This window comes from Enterobacter asburiae (assembly GCF_001521715.1).
Taxonomy (GTDB): domain Bacteria; phylum Pseudomonadota; class Gammaproteobacteria; order Enterobacterales; family Enterobacteriaceae; genus Enterobacter; species Enterobacter asburiae.
This window is the reverse complement of record NZ_CP011863.1, coordinates 620052-644898: the sequence shown is the minus strand read 5'-3', so window position 1 is coordinate 644898 and position 24847 is coordinate 620052. Positions and strand designations below refer to the sequence as shown.

General features: G+C 54.6%; 17 protein-coding genes. 6 read left to right on the top strand and 11 right to left on the bottom strand.

Annotation, left to right across the window (positions count from 1 at the left end; genetic code table 11):
• Positions 1 to 8: 8 nt before the first annotated feature.
• The 6 genes from dmsA to lrp all read right to left on the bottom strand — a co-directional run bounded on the left by dmsA (position 9) and on the right by lrp (position 10483).
• Positions 9 to 2453, bottom strand: coding sequence for a dimethylsulfoxide reductase subunit A (gene dmsA / locus ACJ69_RS03165; protein WP_029739491.1), 2445 nt, complete (start codon positions 2451 to 2453; stop codon positions 9 to 11).
• Positions 2454 to 2664: 211 nt separating this feature from the next.
• Positions 2665 to 3957: a serine--tRNA ligase gene (gene serS, locus ACJ69_RS03160; protein ID WP_008499983.1), complete on the bottom strand. Its 1293-nt coding sequence runs from the start codon at positions 3955 to 3957 to the stop codon at positions 2665 to 2667.
• A 92-nt stretch (positions 3958 to 4049) separates the two neighbouring features.
• Positions 4050 to 5393 (bottom strand): replication-associated recombination protein RarA, encoded by a 1344-nt coding sequence (rarA, locus tag ACJ69_RS03155; protein ID WP_059346420.1) that lies wholly within the window; start codon positions 5391 to 5393, stop codon positions 4050 to 4052.
• Between the two features lie 9 nt (positions 5394 to 5402).
• Positions 5403 to 6017: an outer membrane lipoprotein chaperone LolA gene (gene lolA, locus ACJ69_RS03150; protein ID WP_023310983.1), complete on the bottom strand. Its 615-nt coding sequence runs from the start codon at positions 6015 to 6017 to the stop codon at positions 5403 to 5405.
• 128 nt (positions 6018 to 6145) lie between these two features.
• On the bottom strand, positions 6146 to 9853 hold the full coding sequence (locus ACJ69_RS03145; RefSeq protein ID WP_059346419.1) for a DNA translocase FtsK 4TM domain-containing protein: 3708 nt from the start codon (positions 9851 to 9853) through the stop codon (positions 6146 to 6148).
• Positions 9854 to 9988: 135 nt separating this feature from the next.
• Positions 9989 to 10483 (bottom strand): leucine-responsive transcriptional regulator Lrp, encoded by a 495-nt coding sequence (gene lrp, locus ACJ69_RS03140; RefSeq protein ID WP_000228469.1) that lies wholly within the window; start codon positions 10481 to 10483, stop codon positions 9989 to 9991.
• Between the two features lie 544 nt (positions 10484 to 11027).
• Between lrp and trxB the strand changes: the two genes are divergently transcribed.
• The 5 genes from trxB to infA all read left to right on the top strand — a co-directional run bounded on the left by trxB (position 11028) and on the right by infA (position 16851).
• Entirely contained in the window at positions 11028 to 11996 is a 969-nt protein-coding gene (trxB, locus tag ACJ69_RS03135) for a thioredoxin-disulfide reductase (protein WP_023616696.1), read from the top strand.
• A 114-nt stretch (positions 11997 to 12110) separates the two neighbouring features.
• Entirely contained in the window at positions 12111 to 13877 is a 1767-nt protein-coding gene (gene cydD, locus ACJ69_RS03130) for a heme ABC transporter permease/ATP-binding protein CydD (RefSeq protein WP_059346418.1), read from the top strand.
• Positions 13877 to 15598, top strand: a complete 1722-nt coding sequence (cydC, locus tag ACJ69_RS03125) for a heme ABC transporter ATP-binding protein/permease CydC (RefSeq protein WP_059346417.1) — start codon at positions 13877 to 13879, stop codon at positions 15596 to 15598. The genes cydD and cydC overlap by 1 nt, the downstream gene beginning before the upstream one ends.
• A gap of 45 nt (positions 15599 to 15643) precedes the next feature.
• Entirely contained in the window at positions 15644 to 16348 is a 705-nt protein-coding gene (gene aat, locus ACJ69_RS03120; RefSeq protein WP_029739486.1) for a leucyl/phenylalanyl-tRNA--protein transferase, read from the top strand.
• A gap of 284 nt (positions 16349 to 16632) precedes the next feature.
• Entirely contained in the window at positions 16633 to 16851 is a 219-nt protein-coding gene (gene infA, locus ACJ69_RS03115) for a translation initiation factor IF-1 (RefSeq protein ID WP_002211347.1), read from the top strand.
• Positions 16852 to 17059: 208 nt separating this feature from the next.
• On the opposite strand, the gene ACJ69_RS25635 is transcribed toward infA, so the two are convergent.
• From ACJ69_RS25635 to ACJ69_RS03105, 3 genes are read right to left on the bottom strand one after another with little or no spacing between them, the layout of a single operon-like run.
• Positions 17060 to 17557 (bottom strand): hypothetical protein, encoded by a 498-nt coding sequence (locus ACJ69_RS25635; protein ID WP_233424641.1) that lies wholly within the window; start codon positions 17555 to 17557, stop codon positions 17060 to 17062.
• Positions 17558 to 17598: 41 nt separating this feature from the next.
• Positions 17599 to 18585 (bottom strand): aryl-sulfate sulfotransferase N-terminal domain-containing protein, encoded by a 987-nt coding sequence (locus tag ACJ69_RS25630; RefSeq protein ID WP_233424640.1) that lies wholly within the window; start codon positions 18583 to 18585, stop codon positions 17599 to 17601.
• A 22-nt stretch (positions 18586 to 18607) separates the two neighbouring features.
• The gene (locus ACJ69_RS03105; protein WP_059346416.1) at positions 18608 to 20161 is read right to left on the bottom strand and encodes a bifunctional metallophosphatase/5'-nucleotidase; all 1554 of its coding nucleotides are present in this window, start codon (positions 20159 to 20161) and stop codon (positions 18608 to 18610) included.
• A gap of 122 nt (positions 20162 to 20283) precedes the next feature.
• Here ACJ69_RS03105 and ACJ69_RS25120 point away from each other — a divergent pair, with 122 nt between their 5' ends.
• On the top strand, positions 20284 to 21558 hold the full coding sequence (locus tag ACJ69_RS25120; protein ID WP_153251222.1) for a hypothetical protein: 1275 nt from the start codon (positions 20284 to 20286) through the stop codon (positions 21556 to 21558).
• 268 nt (positions 21559 to 21826) lie between these two features.
• On the opposite strand, the gene ACJ69_RS03085 is transcribed toward ACJ69_RS25120, so the two are convergent.
• Positions 21827 to 22267, bottom strand: a complete 441-nt coding sequence (locus tag ACJ69_RS03085; protein ID WP_054830049.1) for a hypothetical protein — start codon at positions 22265 to 22267, stop codon at positions 21827 to 21829.
• 298 nt (positions 22268 to 22565) lie between these two features.
• Complete coding sequence (clpA, locus tag ACJ69_RS03080; protein ID WP_059346415.1) at positions 22566 to 24845, bottom strand: ATP-dependent Clp protease ATP-binding subunit ClpA; 2280 nt, start codon at positions 24843 to 24845, stop codon at positions 22566 to 22568.
• Positions 24846 to 24847: the final 2 nt, after the last annotated feature.

Sequence of the window (24847 nt, the reverse complement as noted above, 5' to 3'; positions counted from 1 at the left end):
GCTACTCCTTAAACCTTTTCAACCTGGACAAGGTTTGTGTGGGATGGGTTGCCCTTCGCCAGCGGCGACGGACGCTGCGTGGTCAGCACGTTAATACTGCCCGCCTGGTCGATGCGGTTGGCATCAGGGCTGTACCAGGCCCCTTCCCCCAGCGCCACCACGCCTGGCATCATGCGCGGCGTCACTTTGGCTTCAATGTGCACCTCGCCGCGCCCGTTGAAGATACGCACGCGATCGCCATTGCTGATGCCGCGTGCTTTGGCATCCATCGGGTTGATCCACATCTCCTGACGGCAGGCGGCCTTAAGTACGTCGACGTTGCCGTAGGTGGAGTGCACGCGCGCTTTGTAGTGGAAACCGGTCAGCTGCAGCGGGAATTTCGCCGTCAGCGGATCGTTGTAGTTCTCAAAACCCGGCGTGTAGATCGGCAGCGGATCGATAACGTCCCCTTCCGGCAGCTCCCAGGTCGACGCGATTTTTGCCAGCTCTTCGGAGTAGATTTCGATTTTGCCCGACGGCGTGGTCAGCGGGTTCGCCTGCGGATCTTCACGGAACGCTTTGTACGCCACGTGGTGCCCTTCCGGATCGCGCTGTTTGTACATACCCTGCTTGCGGAAGGTATCGAAATCAGGCAGATCAGGGACCGCCTTACGGGAGAGTTCATGCAGATGGCGCATCCACCCTTCCTGTGTACGCCCCTCGGTAAACTGCTGCTCAACGCCAAGACGTTTCGCCAGTTCAGAGGTCATCTCATAGATGGTTTTGCACTCGAAGCGCGGCTTGATGGCCTGATCCGTAAAAATCACGTAGGACATGTTGCCGCAGGAGGCGTCCAGCGCGAAATCCATCTGCTCAGAGGCGGTGCAGTCCGGCAGCAGGATATCGGCGTATTTCGCCGAGGAGGTCATGTGGCAGTCGATCACCACAATCATCTCGCACTTCTTATCATCCTGCAGGATTTCATGGGTGCGGTTGATTTCGGAGTGCTGGTTGATGAGACAGTTACCGGCATAGTTCCAGATCATCTTGATTGGCACGTCCAGCTTGTCCTTGCCGCGCACGCCGTCGCGCAGGGCGGTCATTTCCGGGCCGCGTTCGATCGCATCGGTCCACATAAACATGGAGATGCTGGTCTGAACAGGGTTATCCAGCGTCGGCATACGTTCAAACGGCACTTCATACGAGCCTTCACGCGCGCCGGTGTTACCGCCGTGAATACCGACGTTGCCGGTTAGAATGGAGAGCATGGAGATGGCACGGGTCGCGATTTCGCCGTTCGCATGGCGCTGCGGTCCCCAGCCCTGGCTGATGTAGGCCGGTTTGGCCGAGCCAATCTCGCGCGCCAGCTGAACGATACGCTCCACCGGAATACCGGTGATGGTGGACGCCCACTCGGGCGTTTTCGCCACGCCGTCGCTGCCCTGCCCGAGAATATACGCCTTGTAGTGACCGTTAGCAGGCGCGCTGGCTGGCAGGGTTTTCTCGTCATAGCCGACGCAGTATTTATCCAGGAAAGCCTGATCGACGAGGTTTTCTGTGATCATCACCCATGCCAGCGCTGACACTAATGCCGCATCGGTACCCGGACGGATTGGGATCCACTCGTCTTCACGTCCGGCGCCGGTGTCGGTATAGCGCGGATCGATGATGATCATGCGGGCATTGGATTTTGCGCGGGCCTGTTCCAGGTAGTAGGTTACCCCGCCGCCGCTCATGCGGGTTTCGCCCGGGTTGTTACCAAACAGCACGACCAGCTTACTGTTTTCGATATCGGACGGGCTGTTGCCGTCCGCCCAGCCGCCGTATGTGTAGTTCAGGCCAGCAGCAATCTGCGCCGATGAGTAGTCGCCGTAGTGATTAAGATAACCGCCGCAGCAGTTCATCAGGCGCGCCACCAGCGTTTTTCCCGGCGGCCAGGAGCGGGTCAGCGTGCCGCCGAGCGTCCCGGTGCCGTAGTTCAGGTAGATGGATTCGTTGCCGTACTCTTTGATAAGGCGCTGCATATTGGTGGCGATGATGTCATAGGCTTCGTCCCAGCTAATGCGCTCGAACTTCCCTTCCCCACGCTTACCGACGCGCTTCATCGGATATTTCAGGCGGTCCGGATTATACACGCGACGACGCATGGAGCGGCCGCGCAGACAGGCGCGAACCTGATGTAACCCTTCATAGTTATCGTCCCCGGTATTGTCGGTTTCGACATATTTAATTTCGCCATCCACCACGTGCATACGCAGCGGACAACGGCTACCGCAGTTAACGGTACAGGCACTCCACACCACTTTTTCCGGAGCTGAAGCTGGGGATAATGCATCCGCCGCTGAAGCCAGTCGGGTAAAAGGGAGCGTGAAGGCGCTGCTGGCTACGGCCAGGCCGCCTATTGCCGTGGTTTTCATCAACCCACGGCGAGTGACCTCGGCAGCCATTAATGCTTCAGGCGCGTTGATTTTCATAGAGACTCACTTTGGTTGCTCACAAAGAAAAGAGTGGCGGCGCAAACCGCTATGTAGTTTTATATACAACGAATTTTTACGTAATCAGCTTTTTATGCTGACTTTCATTCGGAGGAGTATTACTACTTTAGAGGGAGGGGGTATTGCGTCGTGTCAATTCAGCGGCATAAAAAAAGCGCCTAAAGGCGCTTTTTTGTTGTGAGGCAAAGAATTAGCCGATGTACTGCTGGCCTTTCATGTATGGACGCAACACTTCAGGGATCTCAATACGACCGTCTGCCTGCTGATAGTTTTCCAGCACGGCAACCAGCGTACGGCCCACAGCCAGACCAGAACCGTTCAGGGTATGCACCAGACGGGTTTTCTTGTCAGATTTGCTGCGGCAGCGTGCCTGCATACGACGCGCCTGGAAATCCCAGACGTTAGAGCAGGAGGAGATTTCACGGTAGGTGTTCTGCGCAGGCACCCACACTTCCAGATCGAAGGTTTTGCAGGCGCCAAAGCCCATATCACCGGTGCACAGGGCCATACGACGGTACGGCAGACCCAGCAGCTCCAGCACTTTCTCAGCGTGGCCGGTCATCTCTTCCAGCGCGTCCATGGACTCTTCAGGACGGACGATCTGCACCATCTCAACTTTGTCGAACTGGTGCATACGGATCAGACCGCGCGTGTCGCGACCGTAAGAACCTGCTTCAGAACGGAAGCACGGAGAGTGTGCCGTCAGCTTAATTGGCAGGTCGTCTTCATCGATGATCTCATCACGCACGAGGTTAGTCAGCGGCACTTCAGCGGTTGGGATCAGCGCGTAGTTGCTGCTGTCTGCTTCCTCGTCCAGCGGACGGGTATGGAACAGATCGCCTGCAAATTTCGGCAGCTGACCCGTACCGTACAGCGTATCGTGGTTGACCAGATACGGCACGTAGGTTTCGCTGTAGCCATGCTGCTCGGTGTGCAGATCCAGCATGAACTGCGCCAGTGCGCGGTGCAGATGGGCAATCTGGCCTTTCATCACCACAAAACGGGAGCCGGTCAGCTTAACCGCTGCAGCAAAGTCCAGGCCCGCGTGCATTTCGCCCAGCGTCACGTGATCGCGCACTTCGAAGTCAAACTCACGAGGCGTACCCCAGCGTTTCACTTCAACGTTGTCATTTTCATCTTTGCCGACAGGCACGCTGTCGTCAGGAATATTCGGGATAGCCAGGGCAATATCACGAATCTCGGCCTGAAGAACGTCCAGCTCAGCTTTTGCCTGATCCAGTTCTTCACCCAGTTTGTTCACTTCCAGGCGTAATGGCTCAATATCTTCCCCGCGCGCTTTCGCCTGGCCGATGGATTTCGATCGAGAATTACGCTCTGCCTGCAGATTTTCAGTTTGTACCTGCAGAACTTTACGACGCTCTTCGAGAGCGCGCAGCTTATCTACATCCAGCTTAAAGCCCCGGCGTGCCAGTTTTTCAGCGACTGCGTCTGGCTCATTACGCAGCAGATTGGGATCGAGCATGCTTATCCTGTGCTTATCGAATTAAAATAGGAAAATGTGACCACAGCCTGCGGCCACAAGGATACTATGCCAACATTACCGCAACGATTGAACTAACGGTAGCGTTTTATAGGGCTATTTTGATCCTGTCCGGCGAGCCAGGTGAGCTTTTCACCAATCTTGCCTTCAAGACCTCTGTTTGTGGGGTAATAATAGCGCGTTTGTGCCATCTCCTGCGGGAAATATTCCTCCCCGGCAGCGTAGGCGTTGGGTTCATCATGAGCGTAACGATACTCCTGCCCATACCCCATCTCTTTCATCAGTTTGGTCGGCGCGTTACGCAGATGAACCGGCACATCGTAGTCCGGGCGTTCGCGCGCATCCGACATCGCCGCTTTGAAAGCGGTATATACCGCATTACTTTTCGGCGCGCAGGCCAGATAAACAATCGCCTGCGCAATGGCACGTTCGCCTTCCGCGGGTCCAACGCGGGTGAAGCAGTCCCAGGCCGACAGCGCGACCTGCATGGCGCGAGGATCGGCATTGCCGACATCTTCTGACGCAATCGCCAGACAGCGACGCGCGACATATAACGGATCGCCGCCCGCAGTGATAATGCGCGCGTACCAGTAAAGCGCCGCATCCGGCGCGCTGCCGCGCACGGACTTATGCAGCGCCGAGATCAGGTCGTAAAAACGGTCGCCTTTGTTATCGAAACGCGCGCTGCGTTCACCCGCAATTTCGGTGAGCAGTTCCTGCTTCAGCACCCGCTTCCCGGCATCGTCGACTTCGGCCATATCGGCCATCATTTCCAGCGTATTCAGCGCCCGACGCGCATCGCCGTTGACCAGCTCGGCGATCGCATGACGCGTGTCGTCAGGCAGAACGATATCCTGTCCGCCGTAGCCGCGCGCTTTGTCGTCCATCGCCTGGGTGAGAACCTTTTCGATATCTTCGGTGGTCAGCGATTTGAGCAGGTAAACGCGCGCGCGGGAAAGCAGCGCCGAGTTCAGTTCAAACGATGGGTTTTCGGTGGTCGCGCCGATGAAGAAGATCGTGCCGTCTTCAATATGCGGCAGGAAGGCATCCTGCTGGCTCTTGTTGAAGCGGTGGACTTCGTCCACGAAGAGGATGGTGCGACGTCCGGCATTGCGGTTCTGCCGCGCACGCTCGATCGCCTCACGGATCTCTTTCACGCCGGAGGTGACCGCCGAGATGCGTTCAACGTCCGCGTTGGCATAGCGGGCGATCACTTCTGCAAGCGTGGTCTTGCCGGTGCCAGGGGGGCCCCAGAGGATCATGGAGTGAAGATGCCCGGCCTCAATGGCGCGCGGCAATGGCTTACCGGCAGCCAGCAGGTGCTGCTGGCCGATGTACTGCGCTAAATTTTCTGGCCGCATACGAGCGGCCAGAGGTTGAAACGCGTTATCTGAAAAATCGAGCGACAGATTGCCCACTCACGCCTCTTACTTATTGCGTTGGTCGTCCACCGTTACGCCCTGCGGCGGGGTAAAGGTGAATTTCGATGCATCAACGGCGCCGTTCTGCTGAGATTTAAGCTGGTAGCTGCTGCGCTGATCGTCCTGCTCAACCGCGCCGAACTGATTAATGGTACCGTTGGTGCTTACGTTAATGGTGAACTGCTTCAGGTTGCCGTTGCTGCCTTTCGGCGTCAGGACAAACTCGTCACCCGTCTGTTTAATATTGTACTGCTGCCAGTCGCTGGACTGGTTACGGGCAATCAGCATAAACGGTGTATTGCTGGTGGCATCTTTCAGCCAGGTCGCCGTTGCCTGCTCAACGAACGGGTTGAAGAACCATAAGGTTTTACCGTCAGAGACCAGGATGCTTTCATCCGGCTGGGTCATGTGCCAGTTGAACAGATTCGGGCGTTTTACCCACAAATCTCCCTGACCTTCCTGCACCGCGTTGCCGCTGCCGTCCGTCACTTTTTGCGTGAAGCTGGCGTGGAAGCTGCTTACTTTATCCAGTCGGCTTTTAAGGTCGCTGGCTGCATCAGCCCAGACGCTGCTGGCGACAAAACTGGTGAGTAATGCACAGGCGATGGCGATTTTTTTCATTGTTATTCCTTAAAATACGTCTTCCCGATATGGGGTTTCCGTCTTCTATTCTGGACCTGCCCGAAGGCAGGCGACAGAAGAAAATGCTTAATTTTGGCTGATTTACCCTTCTTTGCAATCGCTGAAGGTTAATCAAACGGCGGCGGCGCCAGCACCTCGCGGTTACCGTTATGCCCCTGCTCGCTCACAATGCCCTGCGCTTCCATCTGCTCGATGATGCGCGCCGCGCGGTTATAGCCGATGCGGAACTGACGCTGCACGCCTGAGATGGACGCTTTGCGTTTTTCGGTAACGAAGTTAACCGCCTGATCGAATAACGGATCCAGCTCTTCGCCGCCGTCGAAGCCACCGCCGCCGCCTTCGCTTTCCGTGTCGCTGGTAATACCGTCAACGTATTGCGGACGACCGCGCGCCTTCCAGTCCTGCACGACGGCGTGTACTTCCTCATCGCGGACGAACGCACCGTGGACACGCACCGGAGAGGTGGAGTTCGGGCCGGAATAGAGCATATCACCCATACCCAACAGCGACTCTGCGCCGCCCTGATCAAGAATGGTACGTGAGTCAATTTTACTGGATACGGTAAAGGCGATACGCGTCGGGATGTTCGCTTTGATAAGACCAGTGATCACGTCCACGGAAGGACGCTGGGTCGCGAGCACAAGGTGAATACCGGCCGCACGCGCTTTCTGCGCCAGACGGGCAATCAGCTCTTCCACTTTCTTACCGACGGTCATCATCAGGTCAGCAAATTCATCGACCAGCACGACGATATAAGGCAGTTTTTCCAGCACCGGATGCTGGGCATCCATGCTGTCACCCGGCTTCCAGTAAGGATCCGGGATTGGACGTCCCATGCGCACAGCCTGGGCGATTTTCTCGTTATAACCGGCCAGGTTACGCACGCCCAACGCAGACATTAGCTTGTAGCGGCGTTCCATCTCGTTGACGCTCCAGCGCAGGGCGTTGGCGGCGTCCTTCATGTCGGTAACCACTTCGGTTAGCAGATGTGGGATGCCTTCGTAGACCGACAGTTCGAGCATTTTCGGGTCGATCATGATGAAACGCACATCTTCCGGCTGCGCTTTATAGAGCATGCTGAGGATCATGGCGTTCACCCCGACAGACTTACCGGAGCCGGTGGTACCCGCAACCAGCAGGTGAGGCATTTTGGCGAGATCTGCCACCACCGGATCGCCTGCGATATCTTTACCCAGCACCACGGTCAGCGGGGACGGGTTATCGCGGAACTTGGTGTTATCCAGCACTTCACGCAGGTAGACGGTCTGACGTTTCTTGTTCGGCAGCTCGAGGCCAACGTAAGGCTTGCCCGGAATCACTTCCACCACACGTACCGCCACGGTCGACAGAGAACGCGCCAGGTCGCGGGACAGGTTGGAAATACGCGCGGCTTTAACGCCGGGCGCCAGGTTCAGTTCAAAACGGGTGATAACAGGACCCGGCGAGTAGTTCACCACGTCTGCCTTGATGCGGAAGTCAGCCAGACGCGCTTCCACCAGACGCGCCATCTGCTCAAGCGCGAAGGTATCAACCGGCTCCACTTCTGACGGCGGCGGCGTTAACAGATCCAGAGACGGCAGCGGCGTGCTTGGACGCTGCAGCGGACGGCTGTCACCGTTACGCATCAGCAGCGGGTGAATCAGACTTTCCTGCGGCTGAGGCGCAGGCTGCTGGAACTGTGGTGGCTGCTGCGGTTGCTGAACAGGTTGATGCGGCTGCGCATACGGCTGCTGAACAGGCTGCTGCGGCTGCACGTAGGCTTGTGGTGCTGGCTGCTGACGCACAGGCTCCGCTTCCGGCATCACGCTCGGGGTAAATAAAGGCTCGCTCGGGCCATCATCCACCAGATCCTTCATCGGCGAGAATTCAAAATCAGACAGCGAGAACGGATTTGCGCCAGCCGGTTGCTCACCGGAATAGCGCTGCTGCTGGGTGGCGGCAAACTGGCGCGCCAGTTCTGCTTCAGCCGCGTCCTCTTCGTCTTCCAGCACCGGTTCATCGTGCTGGTATTCTTCACCGTAGCGCTGATTCTGCTGCGCAGCGAACTGACGGGCCAGCTCGTCCTGCTGCATTTCATCGGCGTCATCTTCGTACTCAGGCTCGCGCGCTTTCTCTTCGGCCATACGCTGGGAAGGCAGCTTGATGCCATAAGAGGCAAGCTCACGGCGGGTTGGAACGCGAACGCGGTTAGGGCGAGGCAGTTGCGGACCAATCCCCTCCTTCACCTGAGGACGTGGCGTGCCCCCTGTTGCCAGGCTAAAGACAGGTGCAGCTACGGCAGCGGCAGCGGCAGCGGTAGCCTGCTTCACGCTTTCCGCTACGGGTGCGACTGCAGGCGTCGGGTCGATCGGTGGAACGGAAACAGAAGGCGCTTTCGTCACCGGCTCCTGCACCGGTTCAGGCACAGGCTGGTACCAGGCCGCCAGCTGCTCGCGTTCACGCGCACGACGCTCTTCAACTTCTTCAAAATAGTACATCGGTGGACGAGAGGGTTTTACCTCTTCCACGATTTCAGGTTCAGGCTCCGGCTCTACATAAGGCTGCACAGGTTCAACCGGCTCAGGCACATACCCCTGATAAGGTTGGGCCACAGGCTGTTCATAGTGCGGGTAATCTTGCGGTTCATACGCAGGCTGCGGCGGCTGATACGGCTGCTGCCACTGCTCCTGCTGTACAGGGATGTAGCTTTCAGGTTCAGGCGCGATAACGGGCTCCGGCGTGTGAACGCCCGGCGCAGTCTGCCAGTCAACCTGAGGCTGCTGAATAACGGATTCCGGTGGCGAAACCGGCGCGGATGGCGTCACGGCGTCGACAGGCGCGGCATACGCCTGCGCAGCGGTCGTCGCGGCTGCGGCGGCCGCAACCGGCTCGGTAACCGAATGGCCATTTAACAGCGGATCGTATTCGTCGAAGTCACCCGGAGTGGCCCGGCTGCCGGAGAAGAGCACATCGTCAGGATCGACGGCGACACCCGCCGCGCGATACGCTACCTGCTCGTCTTCATCCATGCGTTTACCGGAGAAGAGCGCCGCATCGGTTTTACGACCCAGCGGGTTGGCAAATTTCTCAGCAACACGCTGACTACGGGCCAGCGCGCTGCGCAGAATACGCGCACGACGAGACTCGCGACGCTGCACAGGCGCGTCATCTTCCTCTTCATCTTCGTATTCTTCTTCATCAACCCACGTATCGTCACGGCGAGTACGGTTGCTGGCGAAAGTCAGAATGGTGAGGATAAAACTTCCGATCTTCTCGGCAATGCTCACCCAGGACCAGCAGGTAAACAGCGTCAGCCCGGCCGCCCAGATACACAGCAGCGCCAGCGTGCCGCCGCTGCTGTGCAGCATCGGCTGCAGTGCAGAACTGAGTAAACTGCCGATCACCCCGCCAGAGGCGAAGTACCAGATATCATCTGCATTGATTGCCGCCAGCCCGCACGAGGTGAGGATCAGCGCCAGCGCGCCAATCAGGCGCAGCGACAAGGCAAAATAGTCGATGTAATCATCGTTCTGACGATGACGCCACGCAAACCAGCATCCGCCAATGATAATGACGGGAAGGGTGTAGGCCATCACACCGAAAATGAAGAACAGCGTGTCCGCAAGCCAGGCACCGGGGACACCGCCTAAATTATGGATAGGCTCATGCCATGCAGTTTGTGACCAGCTGGGATCTGAGGGGTTGAAACTGAGTAAGGCTGCCATCAGCCAGACGGCAAAAAGGGCAATAACAATCAGCCAAGCCTCGAGGAGACGACGTCCGCTGCTTAGCTTCGATAGTGTGACTTCTTTGTCTTCAGTGTATTCCTGGCTCAAAAAAGGCTCTCCAGGTATCAGGCATATCCTGCCTTTTTGCTAAAACGGACAACAGCGCCGGGACTCCCCGGCACTGTTGCTGTATGGATTAACAGGAGTGTAATCAAACTACGCTGATTTTGCACCTGTTCCGTGTTAGCGCGTCTTAATAACCAGACGATTGCTCTGTTTGACCTCTTCCATCACCACATACGTACGGGTGTCGTTCACGCCTGGCAGACGCAGCAGGGTTTCCCCCAGCAGCTTACGGTAGGCGGACATATCAGGCACACGGGTTTTCAACAGGTAGTCGAAATCACCGGATACCAGATGACACTCTTGAATTTCTTCAAGTTTTTGTACAGCGGCGTTAAATTGCTCAAACACATCCGGCGCACCACGATTCAGAGTAATCTCAACAAATACCAGAAGTGAGGCATCCAGATAATGCGGGTTCAGCAGAGCAGTGTAGCCCTGAATGAAACCCTGTCTTTCCAGTCGGCGCACACGCTCAAGGCACGGCGTCGGGGAAAGTCCCACACGTTTTGAAAGCTCGACGTTGGAAATACGCCCATCCTTTTGCAATTCATTAAGAATGTTACGATCGATACGGTCGAGATCTTTGCCAGGGCGCTTCTTGCTATCTACCATTATTATTGTCTCTCTGTATTCCTTCCCTACTCCTGCCTGGACCCTGTGCACATCACTGTTCAGAGCCTGTACCCGTTAGTCATCACATCGCCTGGTTTTGTATTAGACGCGATGCGGATTCGGGTTCTGTTGGTAAGAAGACCGTTGCCCGAAGGCAGTCACCGACATCACGTATGGCGTCTGTCCACGCCATGCGTAGATTTCACTGACCCGGTAAAAATGGCATTTACGTGCATGCCTATGCGGCATACGGTTAACGCGGTTTTTTTTCTTCCTTGAATGTTTTCGCAAAAGCGCAGGGGATTGTCAAAGCAAAACATCGTTTTTTAGTACAACATGCCGGATATTCATTACGGCAGGGTATTAATCCTCATTTTATTGCCTTACAAACGACCGGTTTTCAGGCGAAAGCGTGATGTTATAGCGCGCCACTCATCGTCCGTGGCTATTACACAGATTGATATCAAAATTGCTGCGCTCTTTTTTTACGACAACAAATTCCCTACAATCCAGCCAAATGTCTGCCAACAACAATGGGGATCTCATGGGCACGGCCAAACACAGTAAGCTGCTAATCCTTGGTTCTGGACCTGCGGGATATACCGCAGCGGTCTATGCTGCACGCGCTAACCTGCACCCGGTACTCATCACCGGTATGGAAAAAGGCGGTCAGCTGACCACCACCACCGAAGTGGAAAACTGGCCAGGGGACCCGAACGACCTGACCGGGCCGCTGCTGATGGAACGTATGCACGAGCATGCCGCTAAATTCGAAACTGAAATTCTGTTCGACCACATCAATAAGGTCGATCTGCAGAACCGTCCGTTCCGCCTGACGGGCGACAGCGGCGAATACACCTGTGACGCGCTGATCGTCGCCACCGGCGCCTCTGCCCGTTACCTCGGTCTGCCATCCGAAGAAGCGTTCAAAGGCCGCGGCGTCTCTGCCTGCGCAACCTGTGACGGTTTCTTCTACCGTAATCAGAAAGTCGCGGTCATCGGCGGCGGCAACACCGCAGTGGAAGAAGCACTCTACCTGGCGAACATTGCCTCTGAAGTGCACCTGATCCACCGTCGCGAAACCTTCCGCGCGGAGAAGATCCTGATCAAACGCCTGATGGATAAAGTGGCAAGCGGCAACATCGTGCTGCATACCAACCGTACCCTGGAAGAGGTGACGGGCGACCAGATGGGCGTTGCCGGTCTGCGTATCCGTGATACCCAGAACACCGATAACGTCGAAACGCTTGAAGTGGCGGGTCTGTTTGTGGCGATCGGCCACAGCCCGAACACCGCAATCTTCGATGGTCAGCTGGAGCTGGAAAACGGCTACATCAAAGTGCAGTCCGGCATTCACGGTAATGCGACCCAGACCAGCATCCCGGGCGTGTTCGCGGCTGGCGACGTGATGGACCACATTTATCGTCAGGCGATTACATCTGCGGGCACCGGCTGTATGGCCGCTCTGGACGCTGAACGCTACCTCGATGGACTGGCTGAACAAGGTAAATAATCTTTACAAGTCAGTAACAAACGTAAATAAAGGCGGCGATAAGTCGCCTTTATTGTCTCCCCGTTGTAACATTGCGCTGCCCAATTTCTAATAACGTCACCTGCAAAGTACGCAATGGAAAAAACCCGTCAACAAGAGTTAACACGCTGGCTGAAACAGCAAAGCGTTATTTCCCGCCGCTGGCTTACGATTTCCCGTCTCCTGGGATTCGTTAGCGGTCTGTTGATTGTTGCCCAGGCATGGCTGCTGGCCCGCATTCTTAATCACATGATCATGGAGAACATCCCGCGCGAAGCGCTGTTGCTGCCCTTTATTGTCCTGATCCTGATTTTTATCCTGCGCGCCTGGGTGGTGTGGCTGCGTGAGCGCGTCGGTTTTCACGCCGGACAGCACATCCGCTACGAGATCCGCCGTCAGGTGCTGGATCGCCTTCAGGAAGCCGGGCCCGCGTGGATCCAGGGTAAACCGGCCGGTAGCTGGGCGACGCTGATCCTTGAGCAGATTGACGATATGCACGACTACTATGCGCGCTATCTGCCGCAAATGGCCCTTGCCGTCTTCGTTCCGCTGCTGATCGTGATCGCCATCTTCCCGGTGAACTGGATGGCTGCGCTGATTCTGATGGGCACCGCCCCGCTGATCCCGCTGTTTATGGCGCTGGTCGGCATGGGGGCAGCGGATGCCAACCGCCGTAACTTCCTGGCACTGGGTCGCCTGAGCGGCCATTTCCTCGATCGTCTGCGCGGCATGGAGACGTTACGCATTTTTGGCCGCGGTGAAGCGGAAACCGAAAATATTCGCCAGGCATCGCAGGACTTCCGTCAGCGCACCATGGAAGTGCTACGCCTCGCCTTCCTGTCTTCCGGCGTACTGGAATTCTTTACCTCACTGTCGATTGCCCTCGTGGCGGTCTACTTTGGCTTCTCCTACCTTGGCGCGCTGGATTTCGGCCATTACGGCACGGCGGTGACCCTTTCTGCCGGTTTCCTGGCGCTGATCCTGGCCCCGGAGTTTTTCCAGCCGCTTCGCGATCTGGGAACCTTCTATCACGCCAAAGCGCAGGCGGTTGGCGCAGCCGATAGCCTGAAAACGTTCCTTGAAACGCCGCTGGCTCATCCGGAGCGGGGTGACGTGACGCTGAATGCTAAAGACCCCGTGACCATTGAAGCGCAGGACTTTTCTATTCTGTCACCGGAAGGCAAAGTGCTCGCGGGTCCGCTGAACTTTACCTTACCTGCCGGACAACGGGTGGTGCTCGTCGGCACCAGCGGTTCCGGTAAAAGTTCTCTGCTGAATGCGCTATCCGGCTTTATGGCCTACACGGGTTCACTGCGGATCAACAAAACCGAACTGCGCGACCTCGATCCAGACGCCTGGCGTAAACAGCTCAGTTGGGTAGGACAAAACCCGCAGCTTCCAGCCTCTACGCTGCGTGAAAACGTTCTGCTGGCGCGCCCGGACGCGCGTGAAGATGAACTGCTATCGGTGCTCGACCGCGCCTGGGTCAGCGAGTTTCTGCCGCTGCTTCCGCAGGGGGTAGATACCGTGGTCGGCGATCAGTCCGCCGGGCTGTCGGTCGGACAGGCGCAGCGCGTAGCCGTTGCCCGCGCGTTGTTGAATCCTTGTCAGCTGATGCTGCTGGATGAGCCCGCCGCCAGCCTGGACGCCCACAGCGAGCAGCGCGTAATGGAGGCCCTGAACGCCGCCTCCCGGCAGCAAACCACCCTGATGGTTACCCATCAGTTGGAGGGGATTGCCGACTGGGACCAGATCTGGGTGATGGAGAACGGCCGTATTGTTGAGCAAGGCGATTACGCCTCTCTCGTTGCCGCGCAGGGACCGTTTGCCGCCCTGCTGGCGAACCGTCAGGAGGACATCTGATGCGTGCTCTGCTGCCTTATCTTGCGCTCTATAAACGCCACAAATGGATGCTGACGCTGGGGATTGTGCTGGCGATTGTCACGCTGCTCGCCAGCATTGGCCTGCTCACGCTTTCCGGCTGGTTCCTGTCGGCCTCGGCCGTCGCGGGCTTTGCCGGTTTATACAGCTTCAACTATATGCTCCCGGCTGCCGGCGTTCGCGGTACCGCCATCACGCGGACTGCCGGACGCTATTTCGAACGGCTGGTCAGCCACGACGCCACTTTCCGCGTGCTGCAGCACCTGCGCATCTACACCTTCAGCAAACTGCTACCCCTCTCCCCTGCCGGGCTGGCGCGTTTTCGTCAGGGTGAATTACTTAACCGTGTTGTTGCGGATGTCGACACGTTGGATCACCTTTACCTGCGCGTGATTTCCCCGATCGTGGGCGCGTTTGTGGTGATTGTGGTGGTCACGCTGGGGCTGTCTGTTCTGGATGTTTCCGTTGCGCTGACGCTGGGCGGGATCATGCTGCTGACGCTCATCATTCTGCCGCCGCTGTTTTACCGCGCCGGGAAATCCACCGGGGAAAACCTGACGCGCCTGCGCGGGGACTACCGCCAGCAGCTTACCTCCTGGCTTCAGGGGCAGGCAGAGCTGACGATTTTTGGCGCCAGCAAGCGCTACCGTGCGCGGATGGAAAGTACGGAGCTTAACTGGCATGAGGCCCAGCGCCGCCAGTCGGAGCTGACGGCCTTCTCTCAGGCGCTGATGATGTTAATCGGCGGCGTGGCGGTGATTGCCATGCTGTGGCTGGCTTCCGGCGATGTCGGGGGAAATTCACAGCCGGGTCCTCTCATTGCCCTTTTCGTCTTCTGCGCGCTGGCGGCGTTTGAGGCGCTGGCCCCGGTGACTGGCGCCTTCCAGCATCTTGGTCAGGTGATCGCCTCTGCCCTGCGCATCACGCAGATTGCCGAACAGAAGCCTGAAGTCACGTTCAGTGCCGGGCAAACTGCGGTACCAGAGCAGGTTGCGCTAACGCTTGAAGATGTCACCTTCGCCTACGACAAGCAGACGCAGAACGCGCTGGAAGGTATCAACCTTTCTGTTAAGGCAGGACAGCGGATTGCGATCCTCGGCCGTACCGGCTGCGGTAAATCGACGCTGCTGCAGTTGCTGACCCGCGCCTGGGATCCGCAGCGCGGTCATATTCGTTTTAATAACACGTTGCTGACCGATTTCAGCGAGCAGGCCCTGCGCAAGACGGTGAGCGTCGTTCCGCAGCGCGTGCATCTGTTTAGCGCCACCCTGCGTGATAACCTGCTGCTGGCCGCGCCAGAGGCCTCTGATGATGCGCTTCGCGCCGTGCTGGAGCAGGTCGGACTGCAAAAACTGCTTGAGGACGACGGGCTGAACAGCTGGCTGGGCGATGGCGGCCGTCAGCTCTCCGGCGGCGAGCTGCGCCGTCTGGCCATTGCGCGCGCGCTGCTGCACGATGCGCCGCTGATGCTGCTCGACGAACCCACCGAAGGGCTGGACGCCACGACCGAAAGCCAAATCCTTGATTTACTGGCGAATGTCATGGCCGGCAAAACCGTGCTGATGGTCACACACCGCCTGCGCGGACTGGCGAGTTTTGATGAGATAATTGTGATGGACAACGGACACATTATTGAGCAAGGTAGTCACGCAGAGCTGTTGGCGAAACAGGGTCGCTACTACCAGTTTAAACAGCGTCTGTAGACTATATTTGTAGCGTCCTTACTCGCGTACTGGAGTTTTGCTGTCATGCGCCTGGTCCAGCTTTCTCGTCATAACATCGCGTTCCCTTCTCCGGAAGGGGCGCTGCGTGAGCCCAACGGGCTGCTGGCCCTTGGTGGTGACCTCAGTCCCGCGCGGCTATTAATGGCGTACCAGCGCGGTATCTTCCCCTGGTTTTCCCCCGGCGATCCGATTTTATGGTGGTCCCCCGATCCGCGCGCCGTGCTGTGGCCAGCGCAGTTTCACGTGAGCCGCAGCATGAAGCGTTTCCATGCGAAATCACCCTATCGCGTCACCCTCAACCACGCTTTTGGTCAGGTCATTGAAGGCTGCGCTGAAGACCGCTATGAAGGGACATGGATAACCCGCGATATCATTACCGCCTACCACCAGCTCCATGAGCTTGGCTACGCCCACTCCATAGAGGTGTGGGAAGGCGGAGCACTCGTCGGCGGCATGTACGGCGTGGCGCAGGGGACGCTGTTTTGCGGCGAGTCGATGTTCTCTCGTGCGGTTAACGCCTCGAAAACCGCGCTGCTGGTCTTCTGCGAGGCGTTTGCTCAGCGCGGCGGACGCCTGATCGATTGTCAGGTGCTCAACGAGCATACGGCCTCCCTGGGTGCGGTTGAAATTCCGCGACGCCAGTACATCGAACAACTGGATGCCAGCCGTCAGGAGAAGCTCCCGCGCGACTTCTGGATACCGGGAACGCTCTTTATGCCCAATGCCTAAATGTTTTCCGCATATTTTTTGTGAGGGTGTTATAATTATGCCGCAGAGTAGCTTCTGCCTGTTGCCCCGCCGCCGTTTGGGACCCTCGCTTCAGATAACGTCCTGACGTTTATCCTGTTGTCTCCCCTTTACGAATGCGCTTCCTGTTCGGTTGTACCGTGACGCTTGGGCAATGCGCCGAAACTGTTTTGCTGCGTTTTAATCGCGCAATTCTTTACTTAATTGATGAATTTCGGCATTATCTTGCCGGTTCAAAACTTGGTAGTGATACCCCAGAGGATTAGATGGCCAAAGAAGACAATATTGAAATGCAGGGTACCGTACTTGATACGTTGCCTAATACCATGTTTCGCGTAGAGCTGGAAAACGGTCACGTGGTAACTGCGCACATCTCCGGTAAAATGCGCAAAAACTATATCCGCATTTTGACGGGCGACAAAGTGACTGTTGAACTGACCCCGTACGACCTGAGCAAAGGCCGCATTGTCTTCCGTAGTCGCTAATTGTTTTCGCCTGTAATGGCAGATGAATATTAAATAAGGCCGGGATTTTCCCGGCCTTACTTTTTTGTGCTGCAGGCGATTATTTGAACAATTATTTAGCCGTTCGTTTCAGCGTCAGGGCTGTCTGGTCGACAGCAAGGCCAGCCACTGTAAGTGACCGACATTAGCAGCCGCAATGCCCTTTTAATGGCTGTGTCTGGCTATGCTATCAGCCGTTTGCCACCTGATAACCTTTATTTATCAAAGCATCAAGCTCGCCTTTTGCAAACAACCTTGCCCGGTAGCATTCACCAGGGAACTCTGGATAGCCATCCATCGAGCAAATCAGATCGTAGATTGTGGCAATAATATGGCCTGTTGCATCGCTGATAAAGAAAGAGCGTGCGTGGTTGGTGTAGATGCCATAGTAGTCACCATAATCTATTGCTGCTCCCATAAAATCAGTGACTTGAGGAACACGATCGGAGGGTAACTGGATAATACTACCTGCCTGGGTTGCTGTATTGGCGACGAGATCAACAGCATAGAACATGACTCTCGCAGGATCGGTTTTGTAAGAATCAGCCGTTGAATCACGTGTAATATCTCGAGTAACCGCATTGCCTACATTATCGACGCAGGAGCGATTATCAAAGAGCGAAAGAACAAATTTTCCCTCAGTCTCATTGCTTAACCCAGCAAAAGCACTATTTTTAGTGACGAACACGGTATGAGCGCCATTTTCAAAATTCTCAATACCGGAAGTATCTATCTGCGTAACGCCCTGTCCTGCTGCAAAATTACTGTTAAACCCCCGGTATTAATACTCCATAATATCTCACCATCGGCAGGAGAAATACCAAACGTCAGGCCTGCAGAGCGAGTATGGACAACAATCGCTTCAGCATTTGCCTCGCCTGCGGGGATCCAGGAAAGCGAGTTAAGATGAGCATCGTTTGTGGGGCTATTATTCAGGATCTGAGTATTATCAAATGCACGAGTATAATTTTTTGCCCACAACATCACGCCTGTCTTTTCATCAAATTTTAAAATTGATGCGTCCTGTCTCATCGTGTTGGTCGAACGGTCCGGGTTATCATTACCAATCATGAAAAGATTATCGGCTGAATCCCAGATAAGATCGTGGGTGTTAGCGTAGCGGTTACCATCGCGGTCACGTAAATCAAACTCCAGAATCTCGTTGCCTAAAATATCGATTTTGAAAAAGCGTCGCCCATACCAGTGTTCATCTTCATCACTGCCGATATAGAAATAACCATTATGCGTTTTTAGCATCTGATTACGGTAGGGCTGAGCATAATAGCAGCGAAGGTCGCCGTTCCGGTCGTAGCCATCACAATTGGTAGTCATTACCCAACTGTTTCCCCATACGGTCGTGAAGTTAGAGGGATCCGTTTGCTCAATATCGATATGGAAAATTGTCCCATCGCGGTAGAGTTGTTCCTGTGTGCTTACCTGGATGGTTTGATTAAAAACTTCCACTCCGCTAAGGTTTTTAAAGACAACCTGCACCTGGTTAAGGTAGTTTGCATACAGTCCAATAACCGGAATTTTTATCTCTGGTAAAGAGACAATGTCATTTGAAGAATACGTAAAGTCTAAACTTGTCGTGCTAGTCGATCTTCCCAGTACCGTATAGGAATATGTTATCGCCTCATCAATTATAAACTTCAGATAGACCGCAAGCTGGTTGTTAGCAGGAGCGAGATCCATTCCAAGATAGGTAATTGCCATATTATTCACCTGTTGTTAATTATTACTGTGTAACTTCTTTTACTCGCATCTCATTCACCTGTTGGGGAATGATCTTATTTCCTTTCACCAGATAATCAATAACCGCATCGGAAAGGTTATATCCACCTTTTACCTGTTTGTTCTGGCCATCAATGAATGCAGTAAAACCATCGCCACCAGGAGCAAGGAAACTATTTGTCGCTACGCGATAGGTATCTGAGTCTACAATTGGCTTGCCATTAAGCGTAAGTAGCACAACGCGTTGCCCAACAGGTTTATGTTGGTCGTAGCGCATTTCCAGTCCTTTCGACATCTGCAAAACACCGTTAGTGAGTGATGCACTATGCTCCATAAGATTTCGTAAGGATTTCCCTTTCAAATCCATTACGGTTAGCTCATTTGGAAACGGGAACGCGCTAATAACATCGCCGAGAGTTATCGGACCGGCATTCAAATCAGCCCGCAGACCACCTGAATTAGTGAGCGCCAGTTGCGCATCGGGCGCAGCAGCAAGCATTGCATCGGTAAATAAATTGCCCAGCGAAGATGATTCCCCGTAGGCGCGCGTAAGCGTAACAGGCGTCTCTCCAACTTTTTGGCGAACCGTTTCGGAGAGCTTTTTATTCCAGCTATCAATAACACTCTGAGTCGCCGGATCGGGTTTCCATTCATCAGCATAAAGGGTTTTAAGTTCGAAGCTTTTTATTTTGTTGTGATGTTTTTTTAGATCCATATCCAGGACCAGCTTACCAATATCAATCCCACCGCTGTCAGTCGAAAGCACCAGCGTGTTACCTACTTTAAGCGGCTCCGGCGTTCCAACATGCGCATGTCCGGTAATCAGAATATCCAGTCCTTTCACCTGCTTCGCCGTCTGGATATCCTTATCAAGGGCGCGTTTGACATCAGTATTGCCGATACTGGACTGGCGTGCGGGGAAACCTTCATGCATGAGTGCAACGGTAATATCCACTTTTCCACGTAGGTCGTCCAGATAACGCTGGAGATATTTCACCTCGTCACGCGCTTCAATGCCCTGACGCATTGACGATGAAACGGTATCATCGAAAGCGAACACGCCATGCAACCCAATAACCCCAATTTTAACGCCATCCTTTTCGATGATGGTATACGGCTTATTCCAGAAGGGGGCATTACTATTTTTATAAAAAACGTTCCCTAACAGTATCGGGAATTTAGCCTGACTGAGCTGTATCAGCGTATTATCCCAACCATGGTCGAACTCATGATTGCCGACAGATGCAGCATCAAATGACATTGTATTCATAATATCTATGATTGCCCGCCCTTTTGTCAGGCTGCTAATGTATGGACCGGTAAAGTAATCTCCAGCATCGAAATAAAAAGTAGCCTTATTCTTTTGCTTTTCTTGCTTAACGTAAGTCGCAATATTTGCGAAGCCACCGACAGCTCTTTTACCTTCTGCAACATAAGGGAGTTTATAGGGCTCAACATGTGCATGCAGGTCATTGGTATAAATGACGGTAACGTCCTGCGCTGGACTTAGCGAAGCATATCCCGATAGTAATAAAAACGCGATTACTGTTTTTTTCATTTTTTAACTCTCGAATTAAAGAAACAATTTCATTATCGATTAGCAAAAAACAGATTTTGTGAACCTTCTCACGACATATGGAAAAGGGAGACGCGAAAATTTACGACTAACAGAATGAGTTGGTGAAGCACATGGAATCCGCTCCAAAAATAGATCTCAATGTTTGTAAAAGCTGGTCATGTCCAAATCTCGGAATACCAGATGCGAGTGATTATGTTTTTCCTGTTTATCGTCTGGGCTACGCTGCTCTTGAATGTCAAAAATGTGGCAGCCTTCCTCCACTGTTTAATAAAAAAGAATGTGACGAGTGGTTCAGACAATTCATGCAGCGAAAATTAGGACATACAGGACAAGGTTGCCCCCGCTGTTTTACCGCTCAGGTCATTCGCTATGGATACACAAAAGCCAGAAACCCACGCCTTCAGTGTTGTACCTGCCGCCATGTGTTTACTCCACACTATGACAATGCTGTATGCCTGAATAAAAATATCACCCTTCTTTCCCAGCTCGAACAAGGGGTGCACTCTGGTGAAACGACAAACAAAAGGGTCCTTGCGCAAGCGGTTAACGGGTTCGAACACGATCTGCATGTTTCACTCCCTGCGCTAACAAGGGTGTCAACGACCACAATGGTTATACCGTTTCAGGGTCATTCTGCGAGGCAGAAACTGTATGTTGTGATCAGTGCCGATGCTGGCTCCGGCAAAATTATTCAAATAACAACCAACTATTGCGACTGGAAGGCAGGTGATTCGTTGCTCTATCAGGGTTCTAAGTCTTTCCCTTCTTCGATACTACCGTCGAGCAATACCGATCTTATTCGGGAGCAAGAAATGCAATTTCTTAAACGGAGTCAATTTGATGAAATTCAGTACGGTAGTGCCGAGCTTAAGCGAAACGACCGGGGAAGCATGGTCCGTCCTGTCATTACCATACACGGTCATTTCCAGCGATTAAAACGACGCTTCCCGGGTGTAACCGATCATTATCTCGCCCATGAGTGCGTTTTGCGCGGCGGGGCTATAACTGCCTGGTCAACAGAAGTCCGACTTGGAAAAACCGATCTTTGGTTTGTGTCTGAAAATACTGAAAACGCCAACCTCTCTGACAAAGCATTTTGCCTTACTGGTAGCTGGAAAATGGGATGGTGGAAAAATGTGTGGCAGCGTTGGGATAATGGCGAAATATGCAAGATGATTGGCCTACTGACCGGACAGCAAGGTACAGCGGAGCCCGCGTTAATTTCACTTGCATCCTGCACTGCATTTGCTGTCTGGCTGAAATCCCATCCATGGTCATTACAGTGCCATAACTATGGGGCACGGGTAGTGAGCCAGCATTTAGTGGGTCTTGGCTGTATTTATAACCAACAGATGAAGGAAAATTCAGGTAGTTAAGGGCTTAATAACGCGAGCTGTACGGCAGCGAACTGCACTGTTTTATTGTCATCAAAAGTTATTAACGTCTTCCTGTAACACCCACTTTTCGGTAATGCTGTCAACCTGTTGATGACTATTTTAATCTGTAGTCATTCAATCCTTGTAACATCAGGATGATCCTGGTGTCAGTGAAAATACGAAATCAACACGTTGGTATCATTACCCACTTTTCCGAAGATTTATCCATTTGGCGTCAGAGGAACTCCCCCGACGCCTCGGATCGACGTCAGGAAATAATGTGAATTACCGTTTTTGCACTTTGAGGTGCAACGACATCTGCGGCCATCGAATGCGTAATGTCATGCAGCAGTCCCGTCAGGTGCGGCAACATATCGCGGTCAAAATGCGATACCAGCAGTATATGGTTTAACGCGCGGCAGTAATCGCACTGTGTTGCGGTATCTTCCAGCAACCACTCTTTTTGTCGCGGTTGTTCCGCTTCTTTCTCAAATTCCACTATCTGAAAATCACGCATGGATTCTGTGAGGCCGGATTTAACCTCTTCCAGGTAGGCTCCGAGACAGCGGCAAACGGGCTGCGTTTGCGGGAGTGATTTGCAGTCGAGGAGGATTTCGGTGAGCAGTTTGCAGCGCTCGGCCAGGGTTGGGAGATCGGGGTTGAGGGAGAGTTCGCTGTAAAGTTGGGCGAAGTTATTAATATCAGTCATATGTGATCCTTTATGCACGTAAGATTGTTTGTGCACACTTTCAGGACGCCAATCCCGGCACCTGATTTTGCAGGTGCGCCGCCATTTTATTACTGTGGATTTATCCAGCAACTGACTTCGAAAGAAACTGGAAAGCGCCTCGCAAAATTTCTCTGCGGTCTGTTGCCCTCACCCCAGCCCTCTCCCACAGGGAGAGGGAGAAAACACTAAAAACGACAACACTGTTGTCGTTTTGCTTTTACCTTGGCAGGCATAAAAAAACCGGGCAAATGCCCGGTTTTTAACATTAACATTTAACTCAGTGAGCCGCTTCCGGCTTGTGCTTCGCCGCGCTCTGGAAATCGTACGTCAGTTCGTTCTTCGCCTGATCCAGCGCCACGGTCACCTGGCCGCCGTCCACCAGCGAGCCAAACAGCAGCTCGTTCGCCAGCGGTTTCTTCAGGTTGTCCTGAATCACGCGCGCCATCGGACGGGCACCCATCGCACGGTCGTAGCCTTTCTCGGCCAGCCAGTTGCGGGCCTCCTGGCTCACTTCCAGCGACACGCCTTTCTGATCCAGCTGAACCTGCAGTTCGACGATGAACTTGTCCACCACCTGATGGATCACGTCGGTAGACAGGTGATCGAACCAGATAATGTTGTCCAGACGGTTACGGAACTCAGGCGTGAAGATCTTCTTGATCTCCTCCATCGCATCAGTGCTGTTATCCTGGTGGATCAGGCCGATGGATTTACGCTCGGTTTCACGCACGCCGGCGTTGGTGGTCATCACCAGCACCACGTTGCGGAAGTCCGCCTTGCGCCCGTTGTTGTCGGTCAGCGTCCCGTTGTCCATCACCTGCAGCAGGATGTTGAACACGTCCGGGTGCGCCTTCTCGATTTCATCGAGCAGCAGGACCGCGTGCGGATGCTTGATCACCGCGTCGGTGAGCAGGCCACCCTGGTCAAAGCCCACGTAGCCCGGAGGCGCACCAATCAAACGGCTGACGGTGTGACGCTCCATATACTCGGACATATCAAAGCGCAGCAGCTCAATGCCCAGCGCTTTGGAGAGCTGAACCGTCACCTCGGTTTTCCCCACGCCGGTCGGGCCAGCGAACAGGAAGGAACCGACAGGTTTGTGGTCATGCCCCAGCCCGGCGCGGGTCATCTTGATCGCTTCGGTTAAGGCCTCAATGGCCTTATCCTGACCAAAGACCAGCATTTTCAGGCGATTGCCGAGGGTGCGCAGCGTGTCGCGGTCGCTCTGAGAAACGCTCTTCTCAGGGATACGCGCGATGCGGGCCACCACGGACTCGATATCCGCCACGTTAACGGTTTTCTTACGCTTGCTGGCCGGCATCAGGCGCGCACGCGCCCCTGCCTCATCAATCACGTCAATCGCCTTATCCGGCAGATGACGGTCGTTGATGTATTTCACCGCCAGCTCCACCGCCGCACGGACCGCTTTCGCGGTGTAACGCACGTCGTGGTGCGCTTCGTACTTCGGCTTCAGGCCGTTGATGATCTGCACCGTCTCCTCGACGGACGGCTCGGTCACGTCGATTTTCTGGAAGCGGCGCGCCAGCGCACGGTCTTTCTCAAAGATGTTGCTGAACTCCTGGTAGGTCGTGGAGCCAATCACGCGGATCTTGCCGCTGGAGAGCAGCGGTTTGATCAGGTTCGCGGCATCCACCTGGCCACCGGAGGCCGCACCTGCGCCGATGATGGTGTGGATCTCATCGATAAACAGGATGCTGTTGGTGTCCTGCTCCAGCTGTTTTAACAGCGCCTTGAAGCGTTTTTCAAAATCACCGCGGTATTTGGTGCCCGCCAGCAGCGAGCCGATATCCAGCGAGTAGATGGTGCAGTCGGCAATCACTTCCGGCACGTCGCCCTGCACGATGCGCCAGGCAAGCCCTTCGGCAATCGCGGTTTTACCCACGCCTGACTCGCCCACCAGCAGCGGGTTGTTCTTGCGGCGACGGCACAGCACCTGGATCGCGCGCTCCAGCTCTTTATCGCGACCAATCAGCGGGTCGATACCGCCAACGCGAGCAAGCTGGTTAAGGTTGGTGGTGAAGTTTTCCATACGATCCTCCCCGCCTGCTTGCTCTTCATTGTTATTGACCTGATTGCTGGAATCCGATGCCTGGTTAGGCTCGTCTTTGCGCGTTCCGTGAGAAATAAAATTAACCACGTCGAGGCGGCTGACTTCGTGTTTGCGCAGCAGGTAGGCAGCCTGTGACTCCTGCTCGCTGAAGATGGCGACTAAGACATTTGCGCCAGTCACTTCGCTACGTCCGGAAGACTGGACGTGGAATACCGCGCGCTGCAGCACGCGCTGGAAGCTGAGCGTCGGCTGCGTGTCGCGCTCTTCTTCACTGGCTGGCAGCACCGGTGTGGTTTGTTCGATGAAGGCTTCGAGTTCCTGACGTAGCGCCACCAGATCCACGGAGCAGGCTTCCAGCGCTTCGCGGGCAGATGGGTTGCTAAGCAGTGCGAGCAGTAAATGCTCGACGGTCATAAACTCATGTCGGTGCTCACGCGCTCTGGCGAAAGCCATGTTTAAACTGAGTTCCAGTTCTTGATTGAGCATAG

Excerpts from the sequence above, each read along its gene's own strand:
- trxB (WP_023616696.1), top strand. The coding sequence starts at position 11,028 with ATGGGCACGGCCAAACACAGTAAGCTGCTAATCCTTGGTTCTGGACCT.
- clpA (WP_059346415.1), bottom strand. The coding sequence starts at position 24,845 with ATGCTCAATCAAGAACTGGAACTCAGTTTAAACATGGCTTTCGCCAGA.
- cydD (WP_059346418.1), top strand. The coding sequence starts at position 12,111 with ATGGAAAAAACCCGTCAACAAGAGTTAACACGCTGGCTGAAACAGCAA.
- infA (WP_002211347.1), top strand. The coding sequence starts at position 16,633 with ATGGCCAAAGAAGACAATATTGAAATGCAGGGTACCGTACTTGATACG.
- dmsA (WP_029739491.1), bottom strand. The coding sequence starts at position 2,453 with ATGAAAATCAACGCGCCTGAAGCATTAATGGCTGCCGAGGTCACTCGC.
- aat (WP_029739486.1), top strand. The coding sequence starts at position 15,644 with ATGCGCCTGGTCCAGCTTTCTCGTCATAACATCGCGTTCCCTTCTCCG.
- lrp (WP_000228469.1), bottom strand. The coding sequence starts at position 10,483 with ATGGTAGATAGCAAGAAGCGCCCTGGCAAAGATCTCGACCGTATCGAT.
- serS (WP_008499983.1), bottom strand. The coding sequence starts at position 3,957 with ATGCTCGATCCCAATCTGCTGCGTAATGAGCCAGACGCAGTCGCTGAA.
- lolA (WP_023310983.1), bottom strand. The coding sequence starts at position 6,017 with ATGAAAAAAATCGCCATCGCCTGTGCATTACTCACCAGTTTTGTCGCC.
- ACJ69_RS25630 (WP_233424640.1), bottom strand. The coding sequence starts at position 18,585 with ATGGCAATTACCTATCTTGGAATGGATCTCGCTCCTGCTAACAACCAG.
- ACJ69_RS03085 (WP_054830049.1), bottom strand. The coding sequence starts at position 22,267 with ATGACTGATATTAATAACTTCGCCCAACTTTACAGCGAACTCTCCCTC.
- cydC (WP_059346417.1), top strand. The coding sequence starts at position 13,877 with ATGCGTGCTCTGCTGCCTTATCTTGCGCTCTATAAACGCCACAAATGG.
- ACJ69_RS03105 (WP_059346416.1), bottom strand. The coding sequence starts at position 20,161 with ATGAAAAAAACAGTAATCGCGTTTTTATTACTATCGGGATATGCTTCG.